We start from the raw sequence: 25,544 nt of genomic DNA on the forward strand, positions 1-25,544 counted from the left end.
GGGGTCTATCAAATCTTATAGCTGAAACGGATAAAATCCATTTCAATTTTTCCATCTAGCTCGCGACTTTGATTGTATTCTTCACCGCAAATTGAGTAAATCGAACTTAGCCAAAAAGCGAGCGCGCGGGAGTTGTTCGTTAGTACTCTCACGATCCACTTTCCCGGATGCAAATTTACTGCACATCGCAACGTTTCGCGGCCAATACCTTTGCGCTTATAGTCCTCAGAAATGTAAAACTGATCAATGTCGAAACTATCTGCTTCTTTTGGGTAGTGGCGTATAAAACAAAACCCAGCGATTTCAGCACGGTAAATAATGAAATAGGCCCAGTGTTTGTCACTAACCCAATAATGGCTTAATCGCTCCGATAAATTTAAAGAAGACGCCGAAATTGGCTGATCAACGTAGGGTGTCATCTCCTTGACATACGATCGAAATAGTTCTTCAAGCGTATCCATTTGTTGACAGCTTATAGGTCTTAACAGAGTACTCATCTATAGATTTGATAAAAGTAAGTTGATGATCACGCGATACGAATTAAAGTGACATCACATTTGGCATAGTTGACGACACCATTTGCTGTCGAACCGACTAAAGACTGAATCCCTTTTTTTGAGTGTGTGCCTAATACAATTAAATCTGCCTTGCGTTTTTTTGCTTCCCTACAGACTAAGTCATAGGGTTTGCCAACTTTAATGACGCGATTCTTTTTTGAAATGGAGAATGAATCCGCGATTTTATTAAATTTAGGAGAAACCTCGTCTGTCAATGCTTTTTGGTAGTCCTTAGGTAGCAAGGTGTAGGCAATCACGTGAATAACAACAAGTTTGGCGTTGCAGGCCTTGGCTAGTTCAGCGGCTTTGCCGAGAACCTGTCTACCCTCTTTTGAGGCCTCGATGGCGCAAAGGATTGTTTTGTACATGCATTCTACTCCTCAATAACATATTGAATTAAGCGCAAATATTACTCTTCCCACCAGAGAAGTAAAATGATTAGCGAGGTTTTTGTCGTGTTTTTTGAATATTACGAATAGCTGTTATTTTTCGGAGACATAGATTGCCTGCGAATGCAATTGAAGAGCTATCGAAATGTGTAAGATGAGGAAAAAATATTTACGCTTAATACGGTAGAAAAATTATGAAAAGAAAGTTTGTTTTCTATTTCAGAGTGTAAATCATTTGAGGTATGTACTTTTTTAATCGCCTGAAACCGCTCTGACGAAGAAAGCAAAATGTGTGCTAATTCAGAATGAGTTAAAGAAAGTAATATTTTATCGTTAAGACCGCCCGTTTTTCTGAGTTCATCGCAGCTAGACAAGTTGATTTCATGATCATAATTGTGGTTGGAAGCTGAATCCCTTGGCCCAGTTTTTAAACCGAAGAATGATAAAGCGGCTGTGAGATCAAGCTCGAAATCATACACAATAAAACAGGCCGATTTTCGGCACACTCTATTTAACTCCGCCAACAGTTTGGTCTTATCAATATAGAAAAGAGACCCGGCCAAGGTTGCGATGTCGAAAAGTTCGGAAGTAAACGGGATAGACTCTCCGCTGCCCTCAATATAACGGACGCTAGGGTGGGGTGTGGCAAGCGTTCTCATTTCATTGCTAGGTTCTAATCCAATAACTTGATCGCAATAGGCGGACAGAGCGGAAGCTGAGTAGCCGGTCCCAGAGCCTATATCCAAGCCTCGATTAAATTTTAAGTCGTGGGGTATTGCCAACGATAAAATTTTTTCGTGTAGTGAGGGCCGATAAGCCGCGTAATGAAATGCAGTAATTTCATCGTAGTTATCTGTCGACACTTTAAATCCTTGTTTCTTAGCAATACGAATTTTTAGTACGCCAAATGTTTTTGATAAAATAATTTGTTGACACCCTCTACCGGCGAATTCCGATATTGACCGGAACAGACAAATCCCTGTTTTTCATAAAATCCGGGTGCCTGAAATGAATAGGTATCTAAAGTAATTGAGATCATATTACGAGATAAAGCTTCTTGCTCAATTGCGGCGATCAGCTGTGTACCTAAACCTTTATTACGGCAATTTTTGGAGAGCCAAAAATAATTGATATGAGCAGTTTGAAGTATGAAGCTGCCGGTCGCACCACCTTGAATTTCACCAGACTCATCCTCTAAGAAACATCCAAAACTTATATTGTCAAGTTTTGGAAAAAAGGGCTGATTAAAACCTATTAGCCCATTTAAAATAAGATCTATATTTTCTTGTGAAGGATTAAGTAAGAATTTGTGTTGCATGTTTCCCCATATATTTTTTACTGAGAGGCTAATCTTAATTATCTGAAGAATTTAAGTAAGTTGACATTTTTGGAGGTGCCAATAAGTAGTCTTGCATTTTTAAATAATCACCTCGCTGCGAACGCCAGTTAATATACTCTGTTTGTAATTCTTTAGATTCCCATCGTTCAATAAATAAAAATTTTCCACTTTCGTAGGGATCAATATAGATATCAAACTGCAAATTTCCTTTAGATTTTCGGCTGAGTTCTAAATCCGTGGTAATCCAAGTTAAAAACTCGCTAGCCAATTCAGGCTTCACCGATAACTCAGAAACCATGGTAAGAGAGGCCGCGCCTGAAATATTTGAAAATAGAAAAAAGCTCACTGACAATAAAATTGTTCGTATACCCGACATAATCAAATCTCCATTGCTTAGCTGAATATTTCGGAGAGGATATATCACGATAATGTCAGTTTATGTCAGTAGTGTTGAGCCAGTTTAATTTTCTGCGATAACGCGAAGTGTCTAATTTCGATAGGTCGCCGATAATTGTTCTCGACTTAGGGCCCTGCCGTTAACGATAACAACTTCGATACCATCATAGGCGTCATAATCCAATAACGGGTTTTTTCTGAGTAAGAGTAGGTCGGCTTGTTTCCCTACTTCGACCGTTCCCAGACGATCATCCAGCCCGAAAAATTTCGCATTGTTAATCGTCGCCGCTTCGAATAATTGTTGTGCGGATACACCGGACTGTTGCCAGCGCAGTATCTCTAAGTGGCCATTAAAGCCAGGAGGGTTTGCGTAAGTTGCATCGCTAGGTGTATCACTTCCAAACAGCAATAAACCTTCGTGCTCAGCAATAAAAGATAAACTCGCCTTAACCCGCTGAATCGCGTCCGCATCGATACTTTGCCAATTGCCCGACTGCAGGTGCTGAGCGATATAAGGAGCCGCACTCACGCGCTTTTGTAACCAACGACCTTCATCACTGCCGTACCATTCAATTAGGTTTTGGGGCAGGGCGTGTTGTAATTCTGCTTGCGCGAGATAGTCAGGGTCATGCAGGTCTCGTTCACCGTAGAGCACCTGTATCGTAGGCTGCCAGCCTATTTTCTGGTTAATAATATTTTCAAGAATAGTAGTAACTCCAGGAGTTAATTCTGTTTCCGTATTGTCCGCCCAAGACCACATGCCGTGAACAATTGCATCGACGCCGGTTTCAAGCCCAAACTGTTGGGCCTCTTGAGAGTTGGCGTGCAGCAGTACTGGCAATTTTCTCAGATGAGCTTCGGCGACCAAGTTTTGAATCAGCGTTATTGAGGGGATTGGTAAATCACCACGACCGCCAAAGCCGGACTCGTAATGTGTTTTTATGCAGATAGCGCCGCTAGCGTCAATGTTCTCAGCAACTGACTTGGCTGTGTGTGCCTCGGGGTCAAAGTTTTCTAAGTCAGGGTAACTCGCGGGGTCTTCCACCAAATAATTTGGTGTTACGGCGTATCGAATTGGCTTTGGAATATTATTTGTTGGGTAACCGTCAATGATTGGCGCAGCACCGCAAAAATAAGCTTGTGGTCTTAACGCCGCCTCGTTCCATTGCTGAATAAGCGCACTATTTGAATTTAAATCCACAATGGTGGTAAAGCCAAAATAAAGATAACTTAAGGGAAGTTGTTCTCGTGCTGCTTGTGCTATCTCGGGGAATTTCGCTTCTTGATCGGCTCGCATGCCGGGAATGGAATACAAATGCGTATGGCCATCAATTAAGCCAGGAGAAAGAAAATAATTACTACCGTCTATTACTTCGTCGCTTTCAGTAAGGATGTTCTCGCCAGCTTTTTCAATAGCTATTATTTTTCCGTTTTTAATTGCGACGTCAGATGGGATAGACGCCTTGCTTTGTTCTGCCGAAGCAATGCGAACATTTTTAATAATTAAGTCGGCTCGAGTTATGGGATCGGACTTGGATTCTTCGCATGCTATTAACAGTGAACTGGAGACAAATGCAAAAAAAATTACATTGATAACATTTGTTTTCCTTTTGTTATTCATAACGCTTGATCCTTTCACTATGTAAATCTAGCCGAGGTACCACTGCTGATACCCTGGTCAATCTCCAAAGACATATTGTCCGTTAACAACGTTGACATTGGGTGGTCTATTGTATTTTTTAAAATAATCGTAGCCTTCTTTCAGGTTTAACCAAAAAGGATGCCATGGGTGCGCACTATAAGTGGATAGTATTTCTGGCTCAAGTTTAAAAGGAAACGCGTGAACTCGAAAAAACGCTTGGCCTGATTGAAGCGCTGCGGCAGCGAGGGCATAAATTTCTTCAATATAGTCATCAGTCATCGCGTAACAACCGATCGAAACACAGCTACCATGTACCATTAACGCGCTGCCAGTACGATTATGATGACGGTCGTATTGATTGGGGTAGCCCAAATTAAAAGAAAGGTGAAACTGGCTCCAGGGATTTAGCCGACCCGCATTGACAAAATAAAACCCTTCGGGACTTTGATTATCGCCTTGCCTACGTTTTGGCCCCAAGTCTCCTGAGAATGTACATATGTCATAACTTTTAAAATGTAAAAAATCACCGTCTGCGGACTCAACCCAGAGTTCAAGTACGCCCGGATCTTTAAATATTCTAATAAATATCGGCGCACCATACTCAAGTCCTTTTTCTTTCATTTCCCTCTGCAATCTCGACTCGACTTTAGTGATGGATTGCTCCGCACGCGCGCTCGTAGGAATGTCTACCGCGAAGGTGTTAAATGAAAACAACGAGCACAGTAAAGCCGCGATATATTTAAGCTTGCTTCTTTTTTTCGCGAGTATATGCACCTTTAAGAAATTGTTGTACCCGCGAAGATGTCTATCGAGAACAATTGCTTTCATTGTCTGAATAAAAATGTGTCCGTAAGAAATCTTCAACTAAGTTCATGTGTTTTTGAGGTGCCGTATGTCCACCGTTAATTGCGGTGTGTTCGTAAACATAAGGGAAGTCTTTGTCTGCCAATCTTTTCATCATAAGCTCAGACATTTCGCTTGATGGCCAGAGTTCGTCCTGCGTTCCCGACAAAAGAAATACAGGGCCGTTTATTTTTTCAACCGCAATAGCGGCTTCTGCAACCGCTGTTTTATCTTTCAGCATTTCAACCCAAGCGGCTCGCAGATCGCCTTTAATAATCGCTGGTGTTGCACTCCAGGGTACTGGCACAAAGGGAAGGGGTTCATCGTTAAGGCTAAAAGCCGAAGTCGTCATCGCGGTGGTCTGAGCGGTAAACACTGCATGGCCAGGTACTATGCCTATAACCGTTTTAAATTCCGGAAAGTGGCTGGCAAGTAACAGCGCCAACTCTGCCCCTCGTGAGCCCCCCATGATGGCAATACAACGTTGATTAATCTTAGGGTCGTTCGCGGCTTCTAAAACTGCATCGTGTATTGCGTTAAGCGAAATTCTATCGAGAGATTTAGGTACACCTGCTTCACCAAAGTAAGCCAATGCTAAAAGCGCGTAACCTTGATCGATAAAACGATCACGCTGCGGCTTCCAATAATCGCTGGCCCATGCATTGCCACCTTCAGAGCCACCGAGACCGACTATTAAAGGTTGGTTAGCATCTTCACCTAGAAAAAGTTCAGTGTTAACACGCCCGTGATTTTTCGGCAGCGTTTCGGTATCGAAGGAATAAATAACATACGCGGTATAGGCAGCGGCCAATGCAATAACAACAAGGCAGGCAAGAATTAACCATTTTATTGTTTTGAATAAAATTCTCATATGTTTACCCTTTTTATATTTTTTATAAGGAGTAATTCAGAGCAAGTTGAAAAAAGTACGGAGCAGTAATATTCTTAGTTACTTGTTTTTAGATTTATTCTTAATGTAGTTAACCCAAAAAGATAATTCGAAAAAAACTCCAACAGCGATAAAAAAAGATATGCCAACTACAAAGCCTATGGCATAACTTAATAACGCGGCAAGGATTAGGAATAGTAGTATTAGTGGTCTTTTTGATCCAATCGCCATATTTGATTCCTTGATTTAAACTGAGCGTTAGCAAGGGACGAAAAAGCAGCGCGAGGCGACGGGTTTTTGTTCCCTCTGGGTTTGTTATGTTTTATGGCTTAAGAATAGTAATTATTTCAGTATTTTTTTTATAAATAGCAATGTCTAACGCCGATAAACCCTCTGCTATTTTAATTTCCTTATTTGCTCCGGCTTTGACCAGAAGAGCCACAATCGCTATGTTTTCATTCCAGACTGCTTTGTGTAATGCAGTATCGGAGATGCTGTTGTTGAGCGTTATTGATACATTAGGATCTGCTCCATAGTTTAATAACAGTTCTAGTGCCTTTATGTTCTCATCTAAAACAGCTGTATAGATGGGAGATAATGTTGGTTCTACATAATGACTAGGATTGGCGTTATTTTCTAATAGATATTGTAGAATATCTAATCTGTCCGACATAACTGCAGCTGATAGGGGGGTTACTCCACTGGTGGTTGCGTGCTCAATATTGGCACCATGTTTTACTAGCAGCTCAACGACATCTAAGTTTCCTACATGAACTGCTGATAGAAGTGGTGTTAATTTCTCGGATGTTTCATAGTTTGGGTTTGCATTTTCAATAAGTAATTTTTCAATATCATCTATATTAGCCCCCGCCGTTGCCGCGATAGACAATAGCTTACGATCAATATCATGTTGGGTATTATTAGTTTTAGCTGTACTGCAAGATTGGCATATAAGAGCAATAAAAATGATTGCTGTTGATATGAATAAATTTTTCATAAATTTCCTTGTGTAACTATATTTATAGGTAATTACAGGGTCGTAGCGCCGTAATTAGTGGGCGCTGGCAAGCGCTTAATGGCCTGCTTTTCAAGGCTATTACTTGCTGTTTCAGGTTGCTGGCTTTGTTAGCTTTTCTTTGAATTTTTTGTTGAAGCCTTTTATATAAAAATGTGGCTCAGTAAACTGCTTCACAGACAGCTGAGTATCTTTCATTGCTGTTGCAAATAAAGCCAATATTGGCGCACCTAAAATAATTGCAACTTGAACCCCTAATAGTTGTTTGCCCACGAAAATACGTACAAGTATTGCAATTACAAATACTAGCCAAAATACAATAGACACGTTGCCCCATAATTTAGATTTCCTGGTGCAGGCCCCACATTGGCTGTACTCAATTGAGGCTTTTTTTCGAGTCAGGAAATGCGCAATTATAAGAGCAATAGGGCTTAATAAGAGCCATAAGAATATTACCGGACTCACATAAGATAATGTGCCATTAATGTTGTTGAGGCCTTCTGTTGTGCCACAACCTACACATACCTTTGGAAGTTTTCCAGGGCTTTGAATTCTTATTGTTTCACCAGACCACGTAAATTCATTTAAGTTATCTAAGCGACTCTGTGGTTCATTGTATATTGATTCAGTACTCATATTTCCCCAATAAAGCTAACGCCGTAATAACCAAAATTTTAAATGATGGCGCAGCGAAGCGAAACCATGCTTTAAAATGTCTGAGCTTATGACCTTGTTAGCTTTTGTCTCCAAGTCGGATTAGTATGAAGTGAACCAAGCCTCAACATAATTAGCGCTAACAAATTTGTCTCCGTGCATTGCTGGTATAAACGAGCTATTTAACAATAATTCAATCAACGTTCTCTTGCAGCTATCGGAAGCTTCTCCGGCAACAATCCTCGGAGCTGTCGGGTTACCGTATTCATCAATATTTGCAGCCGCCCAAACCATAGCTGGCTCTCTAAAACTTTTTCTTCGACAGTTATCGGGAAATGGCTCAAAATCATATCTTTGTGGATCTATATAATTTCTTCCGTAACTGTCTGTGTTATAAAGTAAGTTTTGATGAATACTTATGGATTTTGATCCTTGGTTGTTTTCAAATACAACAGAAAAGTTAAACCAAACTCGTTTTTTCTTTCCATTTACGATTGCCGGAGCTACCTTGAGTCTTCGGCCAAAGGCCTTCCTAATTGCGTTTTCGTATGGTTTAAAAATGCCTCTATTATTTGAGTCTGAATAAAACACTAAAGTTGTAGATCTGCCCCCTCTCGATATGTCTGCGGCACCTCGTACAATAACAGTGCCGTCAAAACTATCTTCTGGGAAATCCATTTTTGATAGTAATTCTTCACCGTTTTCAAAAAATCTAGCTGGTGATACAGCGTTTTCATTTGCAAAGATTAGGTTTGCTATAGCAAGCGAATATATAACTATGCCTATTTTGATTATAAAACTGTTCATTTCCTTCTTCCTATAGCTCTCAATTTCGATTGCTACGCAACAAAACTAACGCCCAAAGCACAGGCGAGCGATAGCGAGTCCAGCCCGCTCTTTTTGCGGGCGATTGTACCTGTGTTTGTTAGCTATGTTTGCTCGAGACACTTTCAATAAACATGTAGTCGAGTTGCTTACGATCACCACTAGTCCAACGCCAGCTAAATTCAATTTCCATCCCTCGTGAAACAAAAGTCATTCCGATACCGGAGCCATCGTCCCAGAAATCACATGGGGTTTCAAAAATCTTTGAAATATCTTCAGGAAATGTTGCTGAGTTTATTTCTACGCTCTTTCCATTCTTTATTAATTTGTCCTGAAATATTATTCGGGGGGTGTCAGAAACATACTTATGTGTTTTATTTGCTACTCGTAAGTCAACTTCATCGCTTTCCATGATTCCTGTAAAAAAAATCGAAATGCTCTTAACGAGATTATCTCGAATTGAGATGATATAACCTGGACCCTTTAAGTATCTATCAGGTATATCTGATTCTTCGCCGATACTAAAGATTCCCATTGTTCCTGTATCGATATCTAAATCCATATTTATATAGCTAACGCCAAGAGCGTCCCGCCGCGTCTTTTCGAGGCAAACAAGATTGCTTTGTTATGAGTTTTTGGTAATTTCAATAGCTGCATACGTGACATTACTTACTACTGAGTCTTTTAACTTTAAAAGCTTTTTTATTAATGATGGTTTTTTTGAGATATGTTCTGCGAGCATATTTGCATATTTTGGCTTGTATATTTCTTTCCAATTTCCATCTACATGGTGACGAAAAACATGACAAGCTTCGTTTAAGATAAAGCTTAACTTTTCACTCTGGTCTTTATCATCATCGAAATCGTAGGCTATGTCATTCATTTCGTCGTTTTTCAATCTTTTCCTTTTTACTCATAACGGCCGCATTAGTTGCGTTTTTTGCAACTAATGCGCCTTTGGTGGCTTTGTTAACTTTTTGGGGGTGGAATCTCACACTTGCCTTCTGTAACAATACCTTCTGGCGACGTTGCAGTGAATTTTCCGATATTGTCTAAAGGCAATTCGAACACTACATTGAAACCAGATTCGTATTTAAGTTTAATCGTAATTTCATCTTCACATTTTATGACATCAGCAATAGTCTCAGTGGCTCTATGTCCGTATATAAAGTCCCCCAGCTTTGAATACATCACTTCAGTTGATTGGGGAGCAGTCATAATAATGCAGTCTGATTTTCCTTCTTCAATATATTTCTCGTTATTTAGAAGCAGGAATGCTAGCAATTCATCACTTTCTGTTTTAATAGCTACGATAGGCATTCTATATTTTCGCGAATTTGTGTAATAACGCCCCGCTAAAACGCGCGCTTTTCAGCGTCGTTTTTGAGCGGTTTGTTATAGCTTTCTTCACAAAAATAAGCGTGACCAGAGACAAGTGCACCAATGCCGCAAGTACGGCCGGTTCGAGTATCTGTGCCATGCCCCGAAATGTAGTCTTCTTCCCAACAGCACTGAAGAATATTACCATCCAATCTGTGTGTATCCTTGGATAGTTGATTTACTATATCCTCAAACGAGTTGCATCCCTGACGAATACTAACCTCCCCTAAAAACTGACATTCCAAAGGCTCGTTATTTACTGCAGCATCAACAATCCTCACATTTCTATAGGACGAACAAGAAACCAGTCCTAACCAAATGCAAATAAATATGGGAACGTATTTTTTCATGAGCAGCTATAACGCCCGGCACAGGGGCAGACAAATAAGCGCAGCGTTTTGGCTGTCCCAGCGACCATAGGGAGCGATTGCTGCCGCTTGTTAAATTGCACCTGCACTAAGCCTCTCTAATGTGTTTTGCGAGATCAGAAGCAAGTTGAACATAAGACCTCGCGTCGTTTTCGCTAAGATCCAATTCCTGTGCATGTGCGGCTTTATTTCTTAGCTGCCTCAACTTATTGAAAACAGAAAGCTGCTTTTCATCAATTACTTTACACTGAAGCAAGTATTCTCCAAGTCTTGGCATATTTCTGAAGGTTTCATTTGGAGATTGCCCCCAGAATGAACTCGCTACAGCTACACTTGCAGACTCGACTTCTAGCCAAGCTTCCATGATTGCTGCACGAGTTGAAAAGGCAACTAGATTTAAAAGGTTAGAGGACGCAGAAGCGATAGATGGTGCCTCTTCCCCCTTCTCCTTTGCTATTGCCTCAACTTCAGCCTTTAGTTCAGACACCTCTTGAGCAAATTCAAGCTCAAGTTCCTTATATTTCAACTTGCGTAGCAAAGGTATAAGTTCAACGATTGGTTTTCGGAGCAAAACAACGAGGACAATAGCCGTAGCTGGCCAGGCCGCAGCTTTGATTAGTTCCGATATAAAAGTAAGAACGTCCATTTAACCTCGATATTTCTAGTGCAATTTAACGCCAAGGTTTGGGGCGCGACGCCAGGAGCGTCCCGCCGCGTTTAGCGGCATACAACACCGCCTTGTTAAGTGACTTATTTACCAAGTAGTTTTTCATCACAGTGTCTGCATTGTTTTGGATAAAGAGCAATACGACCAAAGTTATCGATGTATGGAATTTTTCCGCATTTTGGACATAAGTAATATTTGTTTGTGAAATATGTAGACCAAAGTACAGAAATAATAAATACGACTATACCAATCAAAAAAAGTAACTGATTCTCGGGAAACAGAAAATCTATTACTACAAGCACAATTATCATTATAAAATTTGGCAAAATTGCTTTTTTTAACCAATTTTTCCAGATAACTTCAAAATCCCTTCTCATGTTTTCCACTTAACGCCGTAGTTTGGGGCAACCATGTAGTGCAACGGAATGGTTGTCCCAGCCGAAGGCGAACAACACTACCTTGTTATGTTTCACTAAATTGAACACCCGTTTATAGTTTGTAAATACCGCTGCACTTTACTTTGTTTTTGTTCAATAGCTACGACAAGCGCAGTTTTACCTTCACTATTTTCGTAATCACAAGAAGCGCCGTTACTAATTAAAATTTTAACCATCTCAAGATGGCCATTGTGTGCTGCTGAGTGTAACGGTGTTGAACCTTTTAGGCTGACATAATTCAAAGTACTTACTTTGGGCATATATTTTTGGACGCCTTCGAGATTTCCATCACCACTATAGATTGCCAAATTCATACGATCATCTGTGTCATCAGCCCCACACCCATATAAAAATACGGACAACGCTATAACTGGCAGAATAGTTTTACTCATAAGAAACATAACGCCCGTAGCACGGGAAAATTTGTAGCGTAGCGGAAAAGTTTTCCCGGTGCCTACGCTTGTTACATGTTTTTATGATTTTGAATATAACAACTCAATTCCTGGAAAACTTTATTGCTATTTTTATACATCACGTTATCTAGTTCTTCAAAGTCAGTTAGTTTCGACAAATTTTTTGCTATTGCCTTCTTAAATGCTACGGCGCAATCTAACATTCCTATTTCCCGATAGGCGACAACGAAATCTTGTAAACTTGGGTTCCCTTCGAATGTATTCTCGAAAAAATACTGAAATCCCCCGTTATCAATAATTCCCTGAGCAGATACCACCATGACTATAGTTTTTTCGAATTCAGTCGCAGAATTTGGGTCGAAACCATTCTTGACTATTTCGTCAAATACTTCGTCAATGCGATTATCCATACTTAGTACATGTAACGCCGTGGTAAGGGGCACGCGAAACAACGTGTAGCGTGTCCCGCGCAGGCCGCGTTTTTGGCGGCCGGAGTGAACTTGACCACTTTGTTAGGTATTTTATTTACCATATTTATCTATAAAGTCGTCAGGAACATCAATATCGCTTTCTCTTAACGGCTCAGTTAATACTTGACCATACAAAAATTCACAGCTGGGAAATTTACTTTTAATTTCTTCCGCTGATCTAGCCCAGACATAGCGGGAAGCATAATTCCCATTGCTACCAACCCGGATGGGAAATGCTTTTTTGCCTTGAGACTGGCTAAGAGATATTTTTAGCATTCTTGCTAAAAGCCCGTCTGGGTTAGAAAAATCATATATCACTTCACCATTCGCGACTGCATGTTTGTAGTACGCATTTTCTTTAACCTTTTCTGAAACAACTTTCCAAGATGCCCCTAGAGCGAACGCTAATTCATCTGGGTTTTCACAACGCACTAACATTCCAACACCACCGTGTCCGTAATCATGCGTTGCTACAACTACTTGGCTCATATATACCTAACGCCAAGGTTTGGGGCGCGACGCCAGGAGCGTCCCGCCGCGTTTAGCGGCATACAACACCGCCTTGTTACGTGTACTTAGTTTGTATTTCATTTAAGGCACCGTTACTGCCGATACGTACAAATAAAAAACTTGAAACTACCGCGATTGTTTTACTTTAGCAAGCTACCGATTAGAACGTTGTTGCTGCAAAAAGTACTTGCGATGAAATTTACTGAGCCGCTAACTACGATACTTATAGAATGAAATTTTTAACCTTGCTCCGTGGCTTCTCTACCCTGCGACAGGGTTTGAGTTACTACCGCACCCTCTAGCATCCTTTGTAACTTAAAGAATGCACATTTGTTTTTTGCGGCGACACTAAATTATGATTTTTAATACACGTAACGCCTCAAACAACGGCTTGGTGAAGTTGGCGGCTTTTTTGCGCAAGCGAAAAAGGTGACAGCTTTACCAAGTCCGCGTGCTTTGACTTGTTAGCTTTTGGACTAGCCCAGCCCATCAAATTCCCAATTGCCGTTTTGATTAGTAACCCAAAAGGCACTCCAAGTTGCATTAACATCCACTGATGCGTAGCGAAACTCAATTTCCTCGCCTATTTGTATGAAAATAAGACGCTGATATACAGGTTCTTCACTAGGCACCGCTTTAGCTACCTGATCCATTTCAACTACTTGTGATAATACGAATTTAGCTGCCTCCATATGTTGGACAGATACCTTACCGTTCGATAGTGGAAGATATATATCGAAGCCGCTATCACCTTCACCAAATGCCATATATGCATACGGCTCTTCAGCTGTTTCGGAAATTTTTAGCTCATTGGATTCGTATTGCCTTAAGTAATACGAAGATTCATATTCAAGATCTACATTCTTCATATTTCCTACTTAAACCGCTGGAAAGCTAACGCCTTTAGCACGCGAAAACAGTTGTGTAGCGAAAGCGAAACGACTGGTTTTCGCGGTGGCTAAATTTGTTATGTGTTTTTATCCTGATTTGAAAACATTGCATTTAGAATTCCATATACCAGCTCGTGACAGTAAGAATTACCACCCAGGTGAATAATTTCATCGTTGTCATTTTCGGAAACAAAGGTTAAGTATGGGTTTGCTTCAACACCATCAAATTCCAGACCTGCCGTATCGTCAATCATGGTCGCGATTTCAAAAGCGATTTTACCAGTCAATCCTTTAAGCTGCGTGTCTTTAATGCCAGCATTTTCTAGATGATCTGCTATGCGAGCGATCATTTCACCTGTGAAAACTTCTTGCTTTGCAAGATATGAGTGAGAATCAATTTTAAATTTCATAATTTACACATAACGCCGCCATAAAACGCGCCGCTTTTCAGGCGTCGTAGGCCGCGTTTTTTGCGGCCGGTTTTTGATGGCTTTGTTAACCCTTTCTATCAATGTATTCAAAAAATATTTCCGGCAGTGATTTAAATGGTAACAAACCATGCTCTTCAGGATTTTCTGGTACTTTCTGATGGTCAATATACCGAATACCTGCCGCAACATAGTATTCGCCAATCGCCATATCAAGAAGAATATAGGCAGCCTCAACGAAGGTATTTTTTTGTTCTTCATCATAAGTCGGAAAGTATACTATTAAGTCGAAATTACCGTCATCTTCTCTCCAATATATCCATAAATCATCTGGATGAAGCTTCAAGCCGTTAAAATCAATGGAATACTCTAAAGGCATACGCGGACGAAAAGCTATTATTTCCCATCCATCTAATTCCGGCCTCGCTTCATACAAGTCGATAACAGATTTGAATTCGTCAATTACACCTTCGGCGCTTATAACAAATTCACGTACTCCATTAGTAGGTTGCGATATCTCAAATGCCAAGTTGGGATTGTATGAATTCAAAGCCCCACTAACTGAGTCAAGTACATCTTCCATTCCTGGCTCGAAATTATTAAGCGTATCTATATTATTTTCGAACCACCGCCAAAATTCTTGGGGCAAAGTACGATCTCCTTTTTGGGGTTAACGCTTTACTTTGGGGCAGCTGGAACATAGCGAAGCGACGTGTAAGCTGTCCCAGCCACGCAGTGGCGACAACAGTAACTTGTTAGGTGCCGACACTTACTTCAACTCCACTGCTATTTATTTGCACATATATTTTTGTGCCAGATGTAAAATAAACACCTTGGGTAGTTTCAACGGTGCCATCATTGTAAGCGATATTAAATGACATTGCCGCTTCATCATTCACTTCAAACATGACAATACCACCAGACTTAATTTCACCCACTAACTTTTCTTTATCTCTCCACTTTGCTGTAACTTGCACAGGTTCGCCAGAGATATTTTCAATTCTTACCTTTGGTGTGGCAATGTAAGGCTGAATTAAAACCGCCAGCGCGATGACACATGTGATTATGATTATTGATGCAAAGATTATTATTTTCTTTAGCACTTATGTGCACCTAACGCCGCCATAAAAGGCGCGACACCAGGAGCGTCCTAGGCCGCGCCTTTTGCGGCCGGTTTTTGATGGCTTTGTTATGCATTTTTACAATTCTGTTTCGCAGAATAATTTGCACAGCCCCCAAAAATTAGTTTTGTTACCACCGGTACGCTCAAAATAGACGTGCTGGTAGCTACACGATACTGAAAAAGTAACATTCTCAAACTCTACTTCAATACCTTTTTCAACCAAATTACCATAATCTTTGGAAGTCCAGCTCGAATCCTTAATCTCTGCTGCATTACTTTCAAGCCATGCGAGCAACCCAACTGCAACGGGCATAGAATAATCTTCCGAAGCTACCGTTAAAATAACAGGGTTGGTAAATTCAATATCTTTTTCTTTAAATACTCGCATCATTCTCTATTTATGCATAACGCCAAGGTTTGGGGCGCGACGCCAGGAGCGTCCCGCCGCGTTTAGCGGCATACAACACCGCCTTGTTATGTTTTTAGTTAAATTAAAACCATGACAGACAATGCAATAATTATTGAAAGAACAATGATTCTAAGCCAATTTTGAAATCTCCGGTCTTTAGCTTGCATTTCTTTCGTCAATATTTTTGAATCAAAAAATTTGGATTCAATCATTGCCGATACAACCCAAGCTAATACGACCCCCACTAGCACCAAGGCTAGCCCAAGCCACCGAAGCTCAGAAAAGCCTAAGAGTAAAAGTATAAAAATTATTCCAGAACCTACGATCCCGTGAAAAACGAATCCAGACAAGGCTCTGCTTACATAATACTTAGCTCCGCAGCCTTGACAAAAAGCTGGATTGAAACGGTCTGAAAGTAATTTTACTTTCAGCGATTCTGGAATCGTTTGGCATTGAGGACATTTCATATCAAACATAACGCCAACATATGGGGCCGGAGTAAATTATGGCCTGTTTTTCAAGGCCATAATTTACGGAGGTCCCAGCCGCGCTTTTTAGCGGCGACATGATGTTTTTGTTAGGCATTTTTTATAGCCTTTTTATTGCGTAGGATCAAAAGCTTCCTCGCTTTCAATCCACTGAAACTCATGGTCGTCAAGAGAGACTTGCCAGTTTGAGCCGCCGTACCTTCTCCGCACTAAAGTCAGAAGTGCAACTGCAACCTGTATAGCTTCCCATGCAGCGTCCATTTTTGGCGGCATTTTAACTGCGCCTTCGTAACTATATTTATTGTTTTCTATTTTTGGTTTATCCCAATACCAGCTCTCATACGGCTTTCCATTAAATTCATTATCCCATTCTGAGCGGTAATGCTCCCTAAATTCTTCTTCAATTTCTTGAGAGAGCTCAAATTTATAATATACCGACATGCTCATTTTAAGAGTTGACTCCTGATATATGCCTAACGCCTAAAGCACAGGAAAATTAATGTGTAGCGAAAGCGAAACATTAAATTTTCCTGTGGCTTTACTTGTTAGTTGTTTACTTATTAAAGACTGCATATGTCACCTTCGGCATGATACTCGCCGACATCTACGGAAAGCCATATGCCTTGTTTAGTAGCACGCTTATCTGTGACTAGTGCTCGAAAAGGCTCTAGCCATTGTTCGTTACCGCCCTTTGCAAGCCATATTTTTCCTGTGAATTCTAATTGTTTAGTTTTGCGCTTGCGGATAGACGGTTCCGTGATTCCGTCATACCAAATATCGCGATCCCTCAAATCTTTAAAAAGCGATCCGCAAGCATATTCGAAGAAAAAACTAATTCCATTTTCGTAAACATCGATCTTTTCACCTGAAAGAAGTTTCTCGAAGTTAGCTACATGTGATTTTATTTGTTCTTGTTCCATGCTTGATAGTACAACTAACAGTTTTAATCATTTGAAAGTTTCTTATATTTACATGGTGAGTATTTCTGCTCAAGCAGTTTTATGAAAAGCTAATTATTTTTTTAAATTCAAACGCTTGGGGTGAGTTTGCGGAAATTCCACTCGGGAAATACAAGAAGCCCATCAACATATTTTAGATATGTGGAATGAGGCAATAATTTATTTATTCATAATAATCAATTGCTTATCGTTAAAAACCGAGATACTAGGAATGGGGCGACTGAACAAGGGTTTGAGATAGACGATCCCTTTGCATGGGTAGAGTGTTTTGGGTATTCCCACCAAACGATTTTTGATCAGGCCGACGGTATTTTTCGATAGGCGTTGCTTACTTTTCGTTGCCGAGCTTACTGCAGGGCGAAATGCTAGAGGCGAAAGTGTGGCGGGAAAAAGTGGATAGATTTTCGTGACGAGTGTAGAAAATTCTCTTGTCTAGGTGTGTTAACCTCGCGGGTAAATTTATGTATCTATTGATACATGTGAATATTTAAAGGGCGCGTGAACGATATGAATCTGTTCTTAAAACAAATGGTTGCCTCGCGAACGATGGCGGCTTTTTTGCTGAGCACTTTTTTGCTTCAAGCTTGTGGTGGCGGCAGTAGCGGTGATGATCCTGATCCTGTTGTAACAACACCGCCACCACCTCCCGGAGGAAATAATCTCGGTTTGGACGCGCGCCCGAGCAATACGACTTGTTTGGCACCGGATAATCCAACAACGGGCTCGGCGGATTTTGAATTACAAGCGGCGTTCCCGAATTTGCCTAGTTTAGGTTTTCCTTTGGGTTTGTTTCAGGCGCCCGGGGATAGTAATAATTTTTACGTCATTTTGCGTGAGGGGCGGATTTTACGTTTTGCGAATAGCCCTAACGTCTCTTCTGTTACTGAAGTGTTAAATATTTCTACCCAAGTGAGCGATCTTGGTTCTGAGGGTGGCTTGCTAGGTTTAGCTTTTCATCCGCAATTTGCCAGCAATAATATCTTGTATCTTTCCTATACCTCGGCTGGGCCAAATCGCTCGATCATTTCCAGATTTCAAATGGCTAATAATGGTTTGATCGATCCAAATTCAGAACAAGAAATATTGCAACTCACACAACCAGCGGGGAATCATAACGGCGGTGCAATAAACTTTGGCCCCAATGATGGTCTTCTTTATATTGGTTTTGGCGATGGTGGTAGCCAAAGAACGGAATCTCAGGACACCAATAACTTTTATGGCGCAATGTTGCGTGTCGATGTAAATCCGGTAGCGACTATGCCGCCGTATTACACGATTCCTCCTACAAATCCTTTCGCGGGAAATGTAAATGGTGATGCGGAAGAAATATTTGCCTACGGTTTTAGAAATCCATTTCGCTGGAGTTTTGATTCACAAACCGGTGTTTTGTGGATGGGCGACGTTGGCCAATCTACGCGAGAGGAGGTGAACCAAGTATCGATTGGCGGAAACTATGGCTGGCCTTTAACGGAAGGTTTTATTTGTGGGCCGGGAAACGCAGGCTGTAATCCGAATGATTTTGATTTGCCGGTGAATGATTATCCGCGCAGTGAGGGCACCTCAGTTACCGGCGGTGTTGTTTATCGAGGGGCAACGATTCCTGCTTTGAACGGCGCATATATTTTTGGTGATTTTAATTCAAGAAATATTTGGACCTTAAAAAATAGCAGTGGCGGTTTCGTTCGAAATTTAATAACGACCACGCCTGGGAATATTGTTGCCTTCGCCAACGATGATCAAGGCGAGGTATACGTCATCACCTTAAACTCTTCAGCAGGTCAAAGTATTTTAAAAGTTGTACCGGATACGAGTGGCGGAGCGGTTACCTTGAATGTTGCCAGCCAGCTGTCTGCGACGGGGTGTTTTGACGCGGTTAATCCGAGTGTTCCCGCTTCCGGTTTGATTCCTTACGAAGTCATTGCACCCTTATGGTCCGATGGCGCTGATAAGCAGCGGTTTATGGCGATCCCAGATGGCACGACAATCAGTACCGATGCTAGCGGTGATTTCCAATTTCCTGTGGGAACAGTTTTGGCAAAACATTTTATTAATAATAATATTTTTATTGAGACCCGCTTGTTGATGCATCACGCAACGGGTTGGGCTGGCTACAGTTACGAATGGGATAATGCGCAAACGGATGCAACGCTGCTAAATTCTGCCAAAGATAAAATGATGGCAGGTTTACAATGGCATTACCCCAGCGCGTCTGAATGTCGCCAATGTCATACGACGATAAAAGATTTCGCGCTTGGCCCCGAGGTTTTGCAGTTAAATCATCCAATCACGTATTCGGCAACGCAACGCACTGCAAATCAAATTGATACTTTGGACGCTATCGGATATTTTTCAGCGTCACCAGATGCAGCATTGTTAGATCAAGAGTATTTCGCACTTGATGATACGAGTGCGACTATAGAGCAGCGTGCGAAAAGTTATTTACATAGCAATTGTTCCCAATGTCATCAGCCAGGCGGAACTGGTGCTAGTGCAATGGATTTACGTTTTGAAACAAGTTTACAAAATATGAATATATGTAGTGTGGCACCGGTTGACGATTTGGGAATCACTGGTGCGAGTTTGTTCGAGCCAGGGAATCCAAATTTATCAATTTTGCTTGAGCGTATGTCTCGTCTCGATGGAACGCGAATGCCGCCTTTGGCGAGTGATGTGGTTGATGCGAACGCGGTGATGTTAATAAGCGATTGGATTGTGTCGGTGGCGATTTGTCCCTAAATCAGAACATAAATTTTTAGACTTTTTGGCAGCTCAAAAAGTATCGATGATAGGTAGGGATAATAAGCAGGAATAAAAAAACGCCAATGATTGGCGTTTTTTCGTTTGAGACTTTGTATTTTACGCGTTTAAAAATTTGGTTTATCTGGAATATCTTGATAACGCTTTTCTGATTCGAGAATTTCCTCTCGTGCGGTAACGGGGCCGTCCCAACCTTCGATTTTCACCCATTTACCTTCTTCTAAATCCTTGTAGTGCTCAAAGAAATGAGCGATCTGGTTTAGTGTAATAGAGGGCAAATCTCTTACTGATTCGATATCACGATACAAAGTCGTTACTTTGTCGATGGGTACGGCGACAATTTTTGCATCTTCGCCGCTTTCATCTGTCATTTTCAATACGCCGATAGGGCGGCAGCGAATCACTGAACCGGGTATCAAGGCCAAGGGCATAATAACCAGTACATCAACAGGGTCGCCATCTCCGCAAAGTGTGTGCGGGACATAACCGTAATTACAGGGGTAGTGCATCGAGGTGCCTAACATGCGGTCGACAAAAATCGCACCGCTGTCTTTATCCACTTCGTACTTAATAGGTTCGCCATTAAGCGGAATTTCGATAATGACATTGATTTCGTCTGGGAGATTTTTTCCAGCGGGTACTGAATGTAAGGCCATGATGTTACTCGTCTTCTGGGGTTTGCTGTAAAGGATTTACCTTGAAAAGGGCGCGCATTCTAGCATAGCTATCGGACAAAAATGCAGCGAATCACGATGAAACTTAAAGGTATTGGGATGTATTGCAAAAGTGAGTAGTCGATCTATTCCGATAAGCGTTAGTGCCTGAGCTGTTTATACCGTTGCGGCTTGTCTGGGGGCATTATTCACTGCAATTATTCCGTGTATTACGGCAAGCGATGATAGATGGTGGGTAAACGCCAGTGGCGCGTTCTCGAAGATTGAAGTGAAAGTTACTTAGAAGAATCTTTTAGCGTCGCTTGCTCCAGCAATGCTTGTTTATAACGTAGTTTTTCTTCTTCGTTGAGTTCAGCGAAAGGTTTTTTCTTAATTTCATCTAGAAAATTTGTATGATCACGTTGTTCAAATTGCCTAGTTATTTTTTTCAACGCGTCTAAAAATTCTTTGCTGGCATCGTAGTCTGGTTTTAGTTGTGCGCTGCGAATGACCGCCCCTTGTTCGTTTAATTCATTAAGAAATGCCGTGTGTTCGTCGCCATAGGTACCCTGCAGGTGGCCGATAATTTGCCCTGTGGTAAATTTTGGTCGTTGTTGTAAAAGTTTTACCAGCTCCACAAAAAGGACTAAGTCTTTTTCCGAAGGCGCTGATGAGGAGTTATTGTCTTGCGATTGGTCTGCCGCAATAATAACTTCGATTTTCTCAAGCTCTTCAACAAGCTTCGCCAATCCCGGGTTATGTAGTAATAGCAAGGCGAGTAAGCGCTGCGGCGGTAATTTGATTTTTGACGCAGAAAATTTTTGCGCCTTACGTTGAATGGGTTGGCTGTCTTCGAATCCATGGGTTTCATAATAGCTTTCGTAATCTTCCGGTGGCGGTTCTTGCGAATCAACTTTATTGTCGTCTTGGCTTTCGGTTTCCGGTGCAAGTGTTTGAATGGGAACTTCTTCAACTAGTTCGACTAAGACATTTTTTTCTAAACCGGTACGCTTCGCTAGTTGGTCAAACATAAGTTCGCGATATACGCCTTTGGGTAATTTGTTTAACCAAGGTGCTGCGAGTTTACTAAGCCGTGCTCGTCCTTCCATGGATTGTGGGTCTAAGTCTTCGGTTAATGCATCGAAGAAAAAACTTTCTAAAGGAAGAGCATGGTCAATTAGATTGTTGAATTTTTTTGCACCAATCTGTCTGACCAAGGTATCGGGATCTTCACCTTCCGGCAAAAATAAAAATTTTACTTGGCGACCATCGGTCATTACTGGGATGCTAGCTTCTAATGCTCTGCGTGCGGCCATTCTTCCCGCATTATCGCCATCGAAACAAAACACGATTTCTCCCGCATATTTAAACGCTTTAATGAGGTGATCTTCGCGGCATGCGGTGCCTAAAGTGGCGACGGCATTGTCGATACCGAATTGAGCGAGGGCAACGACATCCATATAACCTTCAACAACGAGAAGATTTTTTAACTGGGAATTGCGTTGTCGCGCTTCATATAAGCCGTAAAGTTCTTCACCTTTGTGGAAAACAGGAGATTCGGGTGAGTTTAAATATTTGGGTTTTTCGTCGCTGAGGACGCGCCCACCAAAGCCTATAACGCGGCCACGGATATCGTGAATGGGGAAAATAATTCGATCACGAAAACGATCATACAGTTTATGATCTTCTTCACGGTTAATTAACATGCCGCCGTCGATGAGTAAGCGTTGGTCTTCTGGATTTTGTCCTAGTGCTTGTAATAAGTTATCCCATCCGGGTGGGGCATAACCTAAACAAAAATCTCGTGCGATTTCACCGCTAAGTCCACGGTTTTGCAAGTAGCCGACAGCTTTATGTTTGTTGGGATGACTGCGCAATTGTTGTTTGTAAAATGTTGCTGCGGCTTCGAGCAAAGAATAAATGGTTTTACGATCTTGCTCTTTGGCAATTTGTTCGGGAGAGCGATTGCGTTCTTCATCTGGTAAGTCGAGACCACAAAGCTTCGCCAACTGTTCAACCGCTTCGCGAAATCCGAAGCGATCATAATTCATTAAAAAGCCAATGGCGTTACCACTAGCGCCGCAACCGAAACAATAATAAAACTGCTTGTCTTGGCTAACAGTAAAGGAGGGAGTTTTCTCGTCGTGAAATGGACAACAAGCGCTGTAGTTTTTACCGCTCTTTTTTAGCTTTACCCGGCCATCAACCAACTCGACAATATCGACGCGATCAAGCAAATCGTCAATGAAGGGTTGTGGAATGGGCACGCTATGTGTCTCCGATTTGATTGGCGAGAAAAAAGTTAAATGTGGATAGAGCTTTCGCCAGTTTTATGAGTTAAGACTTCGTCCAATTTTCTTGGAAAAAAGAATTTTTGATTCATTAACAGAATTATCGGGCTCGATGCTTTCTATGAGATACCCGTTCGCAATAAGCATACACATCATCGCCGGGAATTTGTTCATAGATTTAACACTTAATTTGTTATACCCGTTCTCGGCAACCCACGCTTCTTGTTTGAACATCAGTTGCTTGGCGATGCCTCGAGCTCGGTGTTCTGGTATGACACCGCCCAGCCAACTATAAAATTCATTGTTATCAATTTCATAACCCAGTTTAAAAGCAACGGGTTGGTTATCAACAAGAAAAACAAGTGATAGATAATTTGCTTCTCCTATTCGAGATAACATTTTCTCAAGGCTGAGGTAGTTTGAGAATTCCGGGATGTTCTTAAACATTGAGTACGCATGTTTTATATCTGTACTCAAAATCATCTGAGAACCCCAGAAGCGCTAATCGTTGATGATTAGATAAATTAACTCAATTTCGCTTTTACCAGCTGACTCACCGCACCTACATCCGCTCGACCTTGTACTTGCGGTTTGATGATCGCCATCACTTTGCCCATGTCGCGGGCGCTTTCAGCCCCGCTATCCGCGATCGCTTTTGTGACTAATTCTGCCAGCTCTTGTTCCGAAAGTGCCGCGGGTAAAAATTCTTGAATTACGCCAATTTCGAAGTGTTCTTGATCCGCTAATTCTTGTCGGCCCGCCGCTTCGTATTGGGTTACTGAATCTCTTCGCTGTTTTAGCATCTTGTCTAAGATGGCGAGTACGCGCTCATCGGGGAGCTCAATTCGCTCATCAACTTCGATTCGCTTACATTCGGCAAGCATCAAACGGATAACGCCGAGGCGCTCTTTGTCTTTGGCACGCATGGCTGTTTTCATTGCTTCGGTGAGTGAGGCTTTGAGGGGATGGTCGGCCATGGGATTTCCTCTTTTGTAGTCGTTATTGTGGTGTTGGTTCAAAAATGTGAGATTCGGAAACAAAAAATCCGAGCATGGGCTCGGATTCGTAGGATCTCTAGCGTGTGCCTAGGTTGCTAAATCAATCTAGGCAAAGCACATATAACTAGCCGAGGGCTATTAATACATGCGCTGGAATTTGCGAGACTCGCGCTGTACTTTTTTAGCGTGACGCTTAACAGCGGCAGCGGCTTTGCGCTTACGAACCGAAGTAGGCTTCTCGTAGAATTCTCTGCGGCGAACTTCTGCGAGGACACCGGCTTTTTCACATGAGCGCTTAAAGCGACGTAATGCGATATCAAATGGTTCGTTTTCTTTCAGCTTTACTGAAGGCATAGCTCTTCCTGTTGGGTCAATTCTATATTCGGGGCCTTTCGAATCTTGCAGCTCATATACGCTACGTCAATAGCAGGCCTACCTCTGGTGAGGGGCGCAGATGATAAACACTTCCAGCCCTAAGTTCAACTAATTAAGTCTAGTCGTTGCTAGGCAATTTGATGGTTGTTAAAAGTGCCGTCTAGCCTGGCGAGCTCAGCGTAGTTCGTCAAACCAAAGGGCTTGCCAATAAAATCAACGGAGAAGTGCGGATTAGCGTGGTAATGCGGAGGGAGGCTGATTATCATGCCTGCTTTTTCGCCTCCCCAAGGGTGATTACGGCCCTTGGGTCTAGTTATGAGGACACTAATGTGCGGATTTTAGGTATCGAAAGCTCTTGTGATGAGACCGGAGTCGCTATCTATGACAGTGAACGAGGCTTGCTGGGCCACCATCTATATAGCCAAGTCGCTGTCCATGCGGAATATGGCGGCGTGGTACCCGAGCTGGCCTCCCGTGATCACATCCAAAAGACTTTGCCGCTCATAAAAGAAGTGCTTGCCACCAGCGGATTGGATGCATCAGATATTGATGGTGTCGCATTCACTAAAGGCCCAGGGCTTGTTGGCGCGCTCATGGTAGGTTCCTGTATCGGTCGCTCTTTAGCCTACGCTTGGGGCGTACCGGCGATAGGTGTTCATCACATGGAAGGGCATTTGCTTGCACCGATGCTCGAAGACAACCCTCCTGCCTTCCCTTTTGTCGCCCTGTTGGTTTCCGGTGGTCACACGCAATTGATGCGCGTCGATGGTATTGGTGAGTACCAATTGCTGGGCGAGTCGCTTGATGATGCGGCGGGAGAGGCATTTGATAAAGCGGCCAAAATGTTGGATTTGGATTACCCCGGCGGCCCCGCCATTGCCAAGCTCGCTGAAAAAGGTCAGGTCGGGCGTTTTAAGTTCCCCCGCCCAATGACGGATCGCCCAGGTCTCGATTTTAGTTTTTCAGGTTTAAAAACCTTTACTTTGAATACCGTTGCGAAACATGCCGGTGAAGATGGTTTGCCCGATGATCAATGCATGGCAGATATCGCCTGCGCTTTTCAAGACGCCGTAGTGGATACCCTGATGATTAAATGTCGCCGAGCTATGGAGCAAACTGGTTTAAAGACTTTGATCATGGCCGGTGGTGTATCGGCAAATACTCAGTTGCGAGAAAAATTGAAAATCGTCATGGCCAAAAAAGGTGTGTCGGTTTCCTATCCTCGACCAGAGTTCTGTGTCGATAACGGCGCGATGATCGCCTACGCGGGGTGCCAGCGTTTATTGGCAAAGCAGGAAGAGGATTTAGGAATAAAAGTCCACGCGCGCTGGCCCCTGGATACTCTAGCAGCGCTTTAAATTAATTTTTTACGATTGGAA

General features: G+C 42.1%; 35 protein-coding genes. 2 read left to right on the forward strand and 33 right to left on the reverse strand.

Annotation, left to right across the window (positions count from 1 at the left end):
• Positions 1-8: 8 nt before the first annotated feature.
• From ACYUCY_RS01840 to ACYUCY_RS01970, 27 genes are all read right to left on the reverse strand, one after another.
• The gene (locus ACYUCY_RS01840) at positions 9-461 is read right to left on the reverse strand and encodes a GNAT family N-acetyltransferase (protein ID WP_460224735.1); all 453 of its coding nucleotides are present in this window, start codon (positions 459-461) and stop codon (positions 9-11) included.
• 65 nt (positions 462-526) lie between these two features.
• Complete coding sequence (locus tag ACYUCY_RS01845; RefSeq protein ID WP_460224736.1) at positions 527-925, reverse strand: universal stress protein; 399 nt, start codon at positions 923-925, stop codon at positions 527-529.
• Between the two features lie 158 nt (positions 926-1,083).
• Positions 1,084-1,809, reverse strand: a complete 726-nt coding sequence (locus tag ACYUCY_RS01850; protein WP_460224737.1) for a class I SAM-dependent methyltransferase — start codon at positions 1,807-1,809, stop codon at positions 1,084-1,086.
• A 32-nt stretch (positions 1,810-1,841) separates the two neighbouring features.
• Complete coding sequence (locus ACYUCY_RS01855) at positions 1,842-2,264, reverse strand: GNAT family N-acetyltransferase (RefSeq protein WP_460224738.1); 423 nt, start codon at positions 2,262-2,264, stop codon at positions 1,842-1,844.
• A gap of 34 nt (positions 2,265-2,298) precedes the next feature.
• Positions 2,299-2,661, reverse strand: a complete 363-nt coding sequence (locus ACYUCY_RS01860; RefSeq protein WP_460224739.1) for a putative quinol monooxygenase — start codon at positions 2,659-2,661, stop codon at positions 2,299-2,301.
• A 111-nt stretch (positions 2,662-2,772) separates the two neighbouring features.
• Positions 2,773-4,302 (reverse strand): amidohydrolase family protein, encoded by a 1,530-nt coding sequence (locus ACYUCY_RS01865; protein WP_460224740.1) that lies wholly within the window; start codon positions 4,300-4,302, stop codon positions 2,773-2,775.
• Between the two features lie 57 nt (positions 4,303-4,359).
• Entirely contained in the window at positions 4,360-4,944 is a 585-nt protein-coding gene (locus tag ACYUCY_RS01870) for a L,D-transpeptidase family protein (protein ID WP_460224741.1), read from the reverse strand.
• A gap of 184 nt (positions 4,945-5,128) precedes the next feature.
• Positions 5,129-6,037, reverse strand: coding sequence for an acyl-CoA thioester hydrolase/BAAT C-terminal domain-containing protein (locus ACYUCY_RS01875; protein WP_460224742.1), 909 nt, complete (start codon positions 6,035-6,037; stop codon positions 5,129-5,131).
• 340 nt (positions 6,038-6,377) lie between these two features.
• Positions 6,378-7,052, reverse strand: a complete 675-nt coding sequence (locus tag ACYUCY_RS01880) for an ankyrin repeat domain-containing protein (RefSeq protein WP_460224743.1) — start codon at positions 7,050-7,052, stop codon at positions 6,378-6,380.
• A 111-nt stretch (positions 7,053-7,163) separates the two neighbouring features.
• The gene (locus ACYUCY_RS01885; protein WP_460224744.1) at positions 7,164-7,706 is read right to left on the reverse strand and encodes a hypothetical protein; all 543 of its coding nucleotides are present in this window, start codon (positions 7,704-7,706) and stop codon (positions 7,164-7,166) included.
• A 120-nt stretch (positions 7,707-7,826) separates the two neighbouring features.
• Positions 7,827-8,531, reverse strand: a complete 705-nt coding sequence (locus ACYUCY_RS01890; RefSeq protein ID WP_460224745.1) for a hypothetical protein — start codon at positions 8,529-8,531, stop codon at positions 7,827-7,829.
• 118 nt (positions 8,532-8,649) lie between these two features.
• Positions 8,650-9,111: a hypothetical protein gene (locus ACYUCY_RS01895; protein WP_460224746.1), complete on the reverse strand. Its 462-nt coding sequence runs from the start codon at positions 9,109-9,111 to the stop codon at positions 8,650-8,652.
• A 63-nt stretch (positions 9,112-9,174) separates the two neighbouring features.
• Positions 9,175-9,447, reverse strand: coding sequence for a hypothetical protein (locus ACYUCY_RS01900; RefSeq protein WP_460224747.1), 273 nt, complete (start codon positions 9,445-9,447; stop codon positions 9,175-9,177).
• Positions 9,448-9,518: 71 nt separating this feature from the next.
• Positions 9,519-9,869: a hypothetical protein gene (locus tag ACYUCY_RS01905; protein WP_460224748.1), complete on the reverse strand. Its 351-nt coding sequence runs from the start codon at positions 9,867-9,869 to the stop codon at positions 9,519-9,521.
• 35 nt (positions 9,870-9,904) lie between these two features.
• Entirely contained in the window at positions 9,905-10,081 is a 177-nt protein-coding gene (locus ACYUCY_RS01910; RefSeq protein WP_460224749.1) for a hypothetical protein, read from the reverse strand.
• A gap of 304 nt (positions 10,082-10,385) precedes the next feature.
• The gene (locus ACYUCY_RS01915; RefSeq protein WP_460224750.1) at positions 10,386-10,943 is read right to left on the reverse strand and encodes a hypothetical protein; all 558 of its coding nucleotides are present in this window, start codon (positions 10,941-10,943) and stop codon (positions 10,386-10,388) included.
• A 493-nt stretch (positions 10,944-11,436) separates the two neighbouring features.
• Positions 11,437-11,793, reverse strand: a complete 357-nt coding sequence (locus tag ACYUCY_RS01920) for an ankyrin repeat domain-containing protein (RefSeq protein WP_460224751.1) — start codon at positions 11,791-11,793, stop codon at positions 11,437-11,439.
• A gap of 71 nt (positions 11,794-11,864) precedes the next feature.
• A complete protein-coding gene (locus ACYUCY_RS01925; protein WP_460224752.1) occupies positions 11,865-12,224 on the reverse strand; it encodes a DMP19 family protein in 360 nt (119 codons plus the stop codon).
• 111 nt (positions 12,225-12,335) lie between these two features.
• A complete protein-coding gene (locus ACYUCY_RS01930; RefSeq protein WP_460224753.1) occupies positions 12,336-12,773 on the reverse strand; it encodes a hypothetical protein in 438 nt (145 codons plus the stop codon).
• Between the two features lie 497 nt (positions 12,774-13,270).
• Positions 13,271-13,663: a hypothetical protein gene (locus ACYUCY_RS01935; protein ID WP_460224754.1), complete on the reverse strand. Its 393-nt coding sequence runs from the start codon at positions 13,661-13,663 to the stop codon at positions 13,271-13,273.
• A 98-nt stretch (positions 13,664-13,761) separates the two neighbouring features.
• On the reverse strand, positions 13,762-14,094 hold the full coding sequence (locus ACYUCY_RS01940) for a hypothetical protein (protein ID WP_460224755.1): 333 nt from the start codon (positions 14,092-14,094) through the stop codon (positions 13,762-13,764).
• An 85-nt stretch (positions 14,095-14,179) separates the two neighbouring features.
• Positions 14,180-14,761, reverse strand: coding sequence for a hypothetical protein (locus ACYUCY_RS01945; protein ID WP_460224756.1), 582 nt, complete (start codon positions 14,759-14,761; stop codon positions 14,180-14,182).
• A 106-nt stretch (positions 14,762-14,867) separates the two neighbouring features.
• Positions 14,868-15,215 carry a hypothetical protein gene (locus tag ACYUCY_RS01950; RefSeq protein ID WP_460224757.1) on the reverse strand — a complete coding sequence of 116 codons (348 nt, stop codon included), beginning with the start codon at positions 15,213-15,215 and terminating at the stop codon, positions 14,868-14,870.
• Between the two features lie 96 nt (positions 15,216-15,311).
• Entirely contained in the window at positions 15,312-15,626 is a 315-nt protein-coding gene (locus ACYUCY_RS01955) for a hypothetical protein (RefSeq protein ID WP_460224758.1), read from the reverse strand.
• 95 nt (positions 15,627-15,721) lie between these two features.
• Positions 15,722-16,120: a hypothetical protein gene (locus ACYUCY_RS01960; RefSeq protein ID WP_460224759.1), complete on the reverse strand. Its 399-nt coding sequence runs from the start codon at positions 16,118-16,120 to the stop codon at positions 15,722-15,724.
• Positions 16,121-16,243: 123 nt separating this feature from the next.
• Complete coding sequence (locus ACYUCY_RS01965; RefSeq protein WP_460224760.1) at positions 16,244-16,579, reverse strand: hypothetical protein; 336 nt, start codon at positions 16,577-16,579, stop codon at positions 16,244-16,246.
• Between the two features lie 113 nt (positions 16,580-16,692).
• Positions 16,693-17,052 carry a hypothetical protein gene (locus ACYUCY_RS01970; protein ID WP_460224761.1) on the reverse strand — a complete coding sequence of 120 codons (360 nt, stop codon included), beginning with the start codon at positions 17,050-17,052 and terminating at the stop codon, positions 16,693-16,695.
• Positions 17,053-17,598: 546 nt separating this feature from the next.
• On the opposite strand from ACYUCY_RS01970, the gene ACYUCY_RS01975 reads away from it, so the two are divergent.
• Positions 17,599-19,827, forward strand: coding sequence for a PQQ-dependent sugar dehydrogenase (locus ACYUCY_RS01975; protein WP_460224762.1), 2,229 nt, complete (start codon positions 17,599-17,601; stop codon positions 19,825-19,827).
• A 128-nt stretch (positions 19,828-19,955) separates the two neighbouring features.
• On the opposite strand, the gene ppa is transcribed toward ACYUCY_RS01975, so the two are convergent.
• The 6 genes from ppa to ACYUCY_RS02005 all read right to left on the reverse strand — a co-directional run bounded on the left by ppa (position 19,956) and on the right by ACYUCY_RS02005 (position 24,431).
• Entirely contained in the window at positions 19,956-20,504 is a 549-nt protein-coding gene (ppa, locus tag ACYUCY_RS01980) for an inorganic diphosphatase (RefSeq protein WP_460224763.1), read from the reverse strand.
• Positions 20,505-20,797: 293 nt separating this feature from the next.
• The gene (dnaG, locus tag ACYUCY_RS01985; protein WP_460224764.1) at positions 20,798-22,768 is read right to left on the reverse strand and encodes a DNA primase; all 1,971 of its coding nucleotides are present in this window, start codon (positions 22,766-22,768) and stop codon (positions 20,798-20,800) included.
• 63 nt (positions 22,769-22,831) lie between these two features.
• Positions 22,832-23,239, reverse strand: coding sequence for a GNAT family N-acetyltransferase (locus ACYUCY_RS01990; protein ID WP_460224765.1), 408 nt, complete (start codon positions 23,237-23,239; stop codon positions 22,832-22,834).
• Positions 23,240-23,316: 77 nt separating this feature from the next.
• On the reverse strand, positions 23,317-23,769 hold the full coding sequence (locus tag ACYUCY_RS01995) for a GatB/YqeY domain-containing protein (protein WP_460224766.1): 453 nt from the start codon (positions 23,767-23,769) through the stop codon (positions 23,317-23,319).
• Positions 23,770-23,928: 159 nt separating this feature from the next.
• Positions 23,929-24,144, reverse strand: coding sequence for a 30S ribosomal protein S21 (rpsU, locus tag ACYUCY_RS02000; protein ID WP_460224767.1), 216 nt, complete (start codon positions 24,142-24,144; stop codon positions 23,929-23,931).
• Positions 24,145-24,293: 149 nt separating this feature from the next.
• The gene (locus tag ACYUCY_RS02005; protein ID WP_460224768.1) at positions 24,294-24,431 is read right to left on the reverse strand and encodes a hypothetical protein; all 138 of its coding nucleotides are present in this window, start codon (positions 24,429-24,431) and stop codon (positions 24,294-24,296) included.
• Positions 24,432-24,494: 63 nt separating this feature from the next.
• On the opposite strand from ACYUCY_RS02005, the gene tsaD reads away from it, so the two are divergent.
• Positions 24,495-25,523: a tRNA (adenosine(37)-N6)-threonylcarbamoyltransferase complex transferase subunit TsaD gene (tsaD, locus tag ACYUCY_RS02010; protein ID WP_460224769.1), complete on the forward strand. Its 1,029-nt coding sequence runs from the start codon at positions 24,495-24,497 to the stop codon at positions 25,521-25,523.
• Positions 25,524-25,544: the final 21 nt, after the last annotated feature.

It is taken from the genome of Aurantivibrio infirmus, assembly GCF_054767315.1.

What these genes read in the sequence shown, in the direction of transcription:
- ACYUCY_RS01875 (WP_460224742.1), bottom strand. Translation starts at nt 6,037, where the DNA reads ATGAGAATTTTATTCAAAACAATAAAATGGTTAATTCTTGCCTGCCTT.
- ACYUCY_RS01925 (WP_460224752.1), bottom strand. Translation starts at nt 12,224, where the DNA reads ATGGATAATCGCATTGACGAAGTATTTGACGAAATAGTCAAGAATGGT.
- ACYUCY_RS01920 (WP_460224751.1), bottom strand. Translation starts at nt 11,793, where the DNA reads ATGAGTAAAACTATTCTGCCAGTTATAGCGTTGTCCGTATTTTTATAT.
- ACYUCY_RS01965 (WP_460224760.1), bottom strand. Translation starts at nt 16,579, where the DNA reads ATGAGCATGTCGGTATATTATAAATTTGAGCTCTCTCAAGAAATTGAA.
- ACYUCY_RS01930 (WP_460224753.1), bottom strand. Translation starts at nt 12,773, where the DNA reads ATGAGCCAAGTAGTTGTAGCAACGCATGATTACGGACACGGTGGTGTT.
- ACYUCY_RS01870 (WP_460224741.1), bottom strand. Translation starts at nt 4,944, where the DNA reads ATGAAAGAAAAAGGACTTGAGTATGGTGCGCCGATATTTATTAGAATA.
- ACYUCY_RS01935 (WP_460224754.1), bottom strand. Translation starts at nt 13,663, where the DNA reads ATGAAGAATGTAGATCTTGAATATGAATCTTCGTATTACTTAAGGCAA.
- rpsU (WP_460224767.1), bottom strand. Translation starts at nt 24,144, where the DNA reads ATGCCTTCAGTAAAGCTGAAAGAAAACGAACCATTTGATATCGCATTA.
- ACYUCY_RS01955 (WP_460224758.1), bottom strand. Translation starts at nt 15,626, where the DNA reads ATGATGCGAGTATTTAAAGAAAAAGATATTGAATTTACCAACCCTGTT.
- ACYUCY_RS02005 (WP_460224768.1), bottom strand. Translation starts at nt 24,431, where the DNA reads ATGATAATCAGCCTCCCTCCGCATTACCACGCTAATCCGCACTTCTCC.
- ACYUCY_RS01880 (WP_460224743.1), bottom strand. Translation starts at nt 7,052, where the DNA reads ATGAAAAATTTATTCATATCAACAGCAATCATTTTTATTGCTCTTATA.
- ACYUCY_RS01895 (WP_460224746.1), bottom strand. Translation starts at nt 9,111, where the DNA reads ATGGATTTAGATATCGATACAGGAACAATGGGAATCTTTAGTATCGGC.
- ACYUCY_RS01960 (WP_460224759.1), bottom strand. Translation starts at nt 16,120, where the DNA reads ATGTTTGATATGAAATGTCCTCAATGCCAAACGATTCCAGAATCGCTG.
- ACYUCY_RS01885 (WP_460224744.1), bottom strand. Translation starts at nt 7,706, where the DNA reads ATGAGTACTGAATCAATATACAATGAACCACAGAGTCGCTTAGATAAC.
- ACYUCY_RS01905 (WP_460224748.1), bottom strand. Translation starts at nt 9,869, where the DNA reads ATGCCTATCGTAGCTATTAAAACAGAAAGTGATGAATTGCTAGCATTC.
- ACYUCY_RS01840 (WP_460224735.1), bottom strand. Translation starts at nt 461, where the DNA reads ATGGATACGCTTGAAGAACTATTTCGATCGTATGTCAAGGAGATGACA.
- ACYUCY_RS01915 (WP_460224750.1), bottom strand. Translation starts at nt 10,943, where the DNA reads ATGGACGTTCTTACTTTTATATCGGAACTAATCAAAGCTGCGGCCTGG.
- ACYUCY_RS01860 (WP_460224739.1), bottom strand. Translation starts at nt 2,661, where the DNA reads ATGTCGGGTATACGAACAATTTTATTGTCAGTGAGCTTTTTTCTATTT.
- ACYUCY_RS01970 (WP_460224761.1), bottom strand. Translation starts at nt 17,052, where the DNA reads ATGGAACAAGAACAAATAAAATCACATGTAGCTAACTTCGAGAAACTT.
- ACYUCY_RS01940 (WP_460224755.1), bottom strand. Translation starts at nt 14,094, where the DNA reads ATGAAATTTAAAATTGATTCTCACTCATATCTTGCAAAGCAAGAAGTT.
- ACYUCY_RS01890 (WP_460224745.1), bottom strand. Translation starts at nt 8,531, where the DNA reads ATGAACAGTTTTATAATCAAAATAGGCATAGTTATATATTCGCTTGCT.
- ACYUCY_RS01855 (WP_460224738.1), bottom strand. Translation starts at nt 2,264, where the DNA reads ATGCAACACAAATTCTTACTTAATCCTTCACAAGAAAATATAGATCTT.
- ACYUCY_RS01990 (WP_460224765.1), bottom strand. Translation starts at nt 23,239, where the DNA reads ATGTTTAAGAACATCCCGGAATTCTCAAACTACCTCAGCCTTGAGAAA.
- ACYUCY_RS01995 (WP_460224766.1), bottom strand. Translation starts at nt 23,769, where the DNA reads ATGGCCGACCATCCCCTCAAAGCCTCACTCACCGAAGCAATGAAAACA.
- ACYUCY_RS01975 (WP_460224762.1), top strand. Translation starts at nt 17,599, where the DNA reads ATGAATCTGTTCTTAAAACAAATGGTTGCCTCGCGAACGATGGCGGCT.
- ppa (WP_460224763.1), bottom strand. Translation starts at nt 20,504, where the DNA reads ATGGCCTTACATTCAGTACCCGCTGGAAAAAATCTCCCAGACGAAATC.
- ACYUCY_RS01865 (WP_460224740.1), bottom strand. Translation starts at nt 4,302, where the DNA reads ATGAATAACAAAAGGAAAACAAATGTTATCAATGTAATTTTTTTTGCA.
- ACYUCY_RS01845 (WP_460224736.1), bottom strand. Translation starts at nt 925, where the DNA reads ATGTACAAAACAATCCTTTGCGCCATCGAGGCCTCAAAAGAGGGTAGA.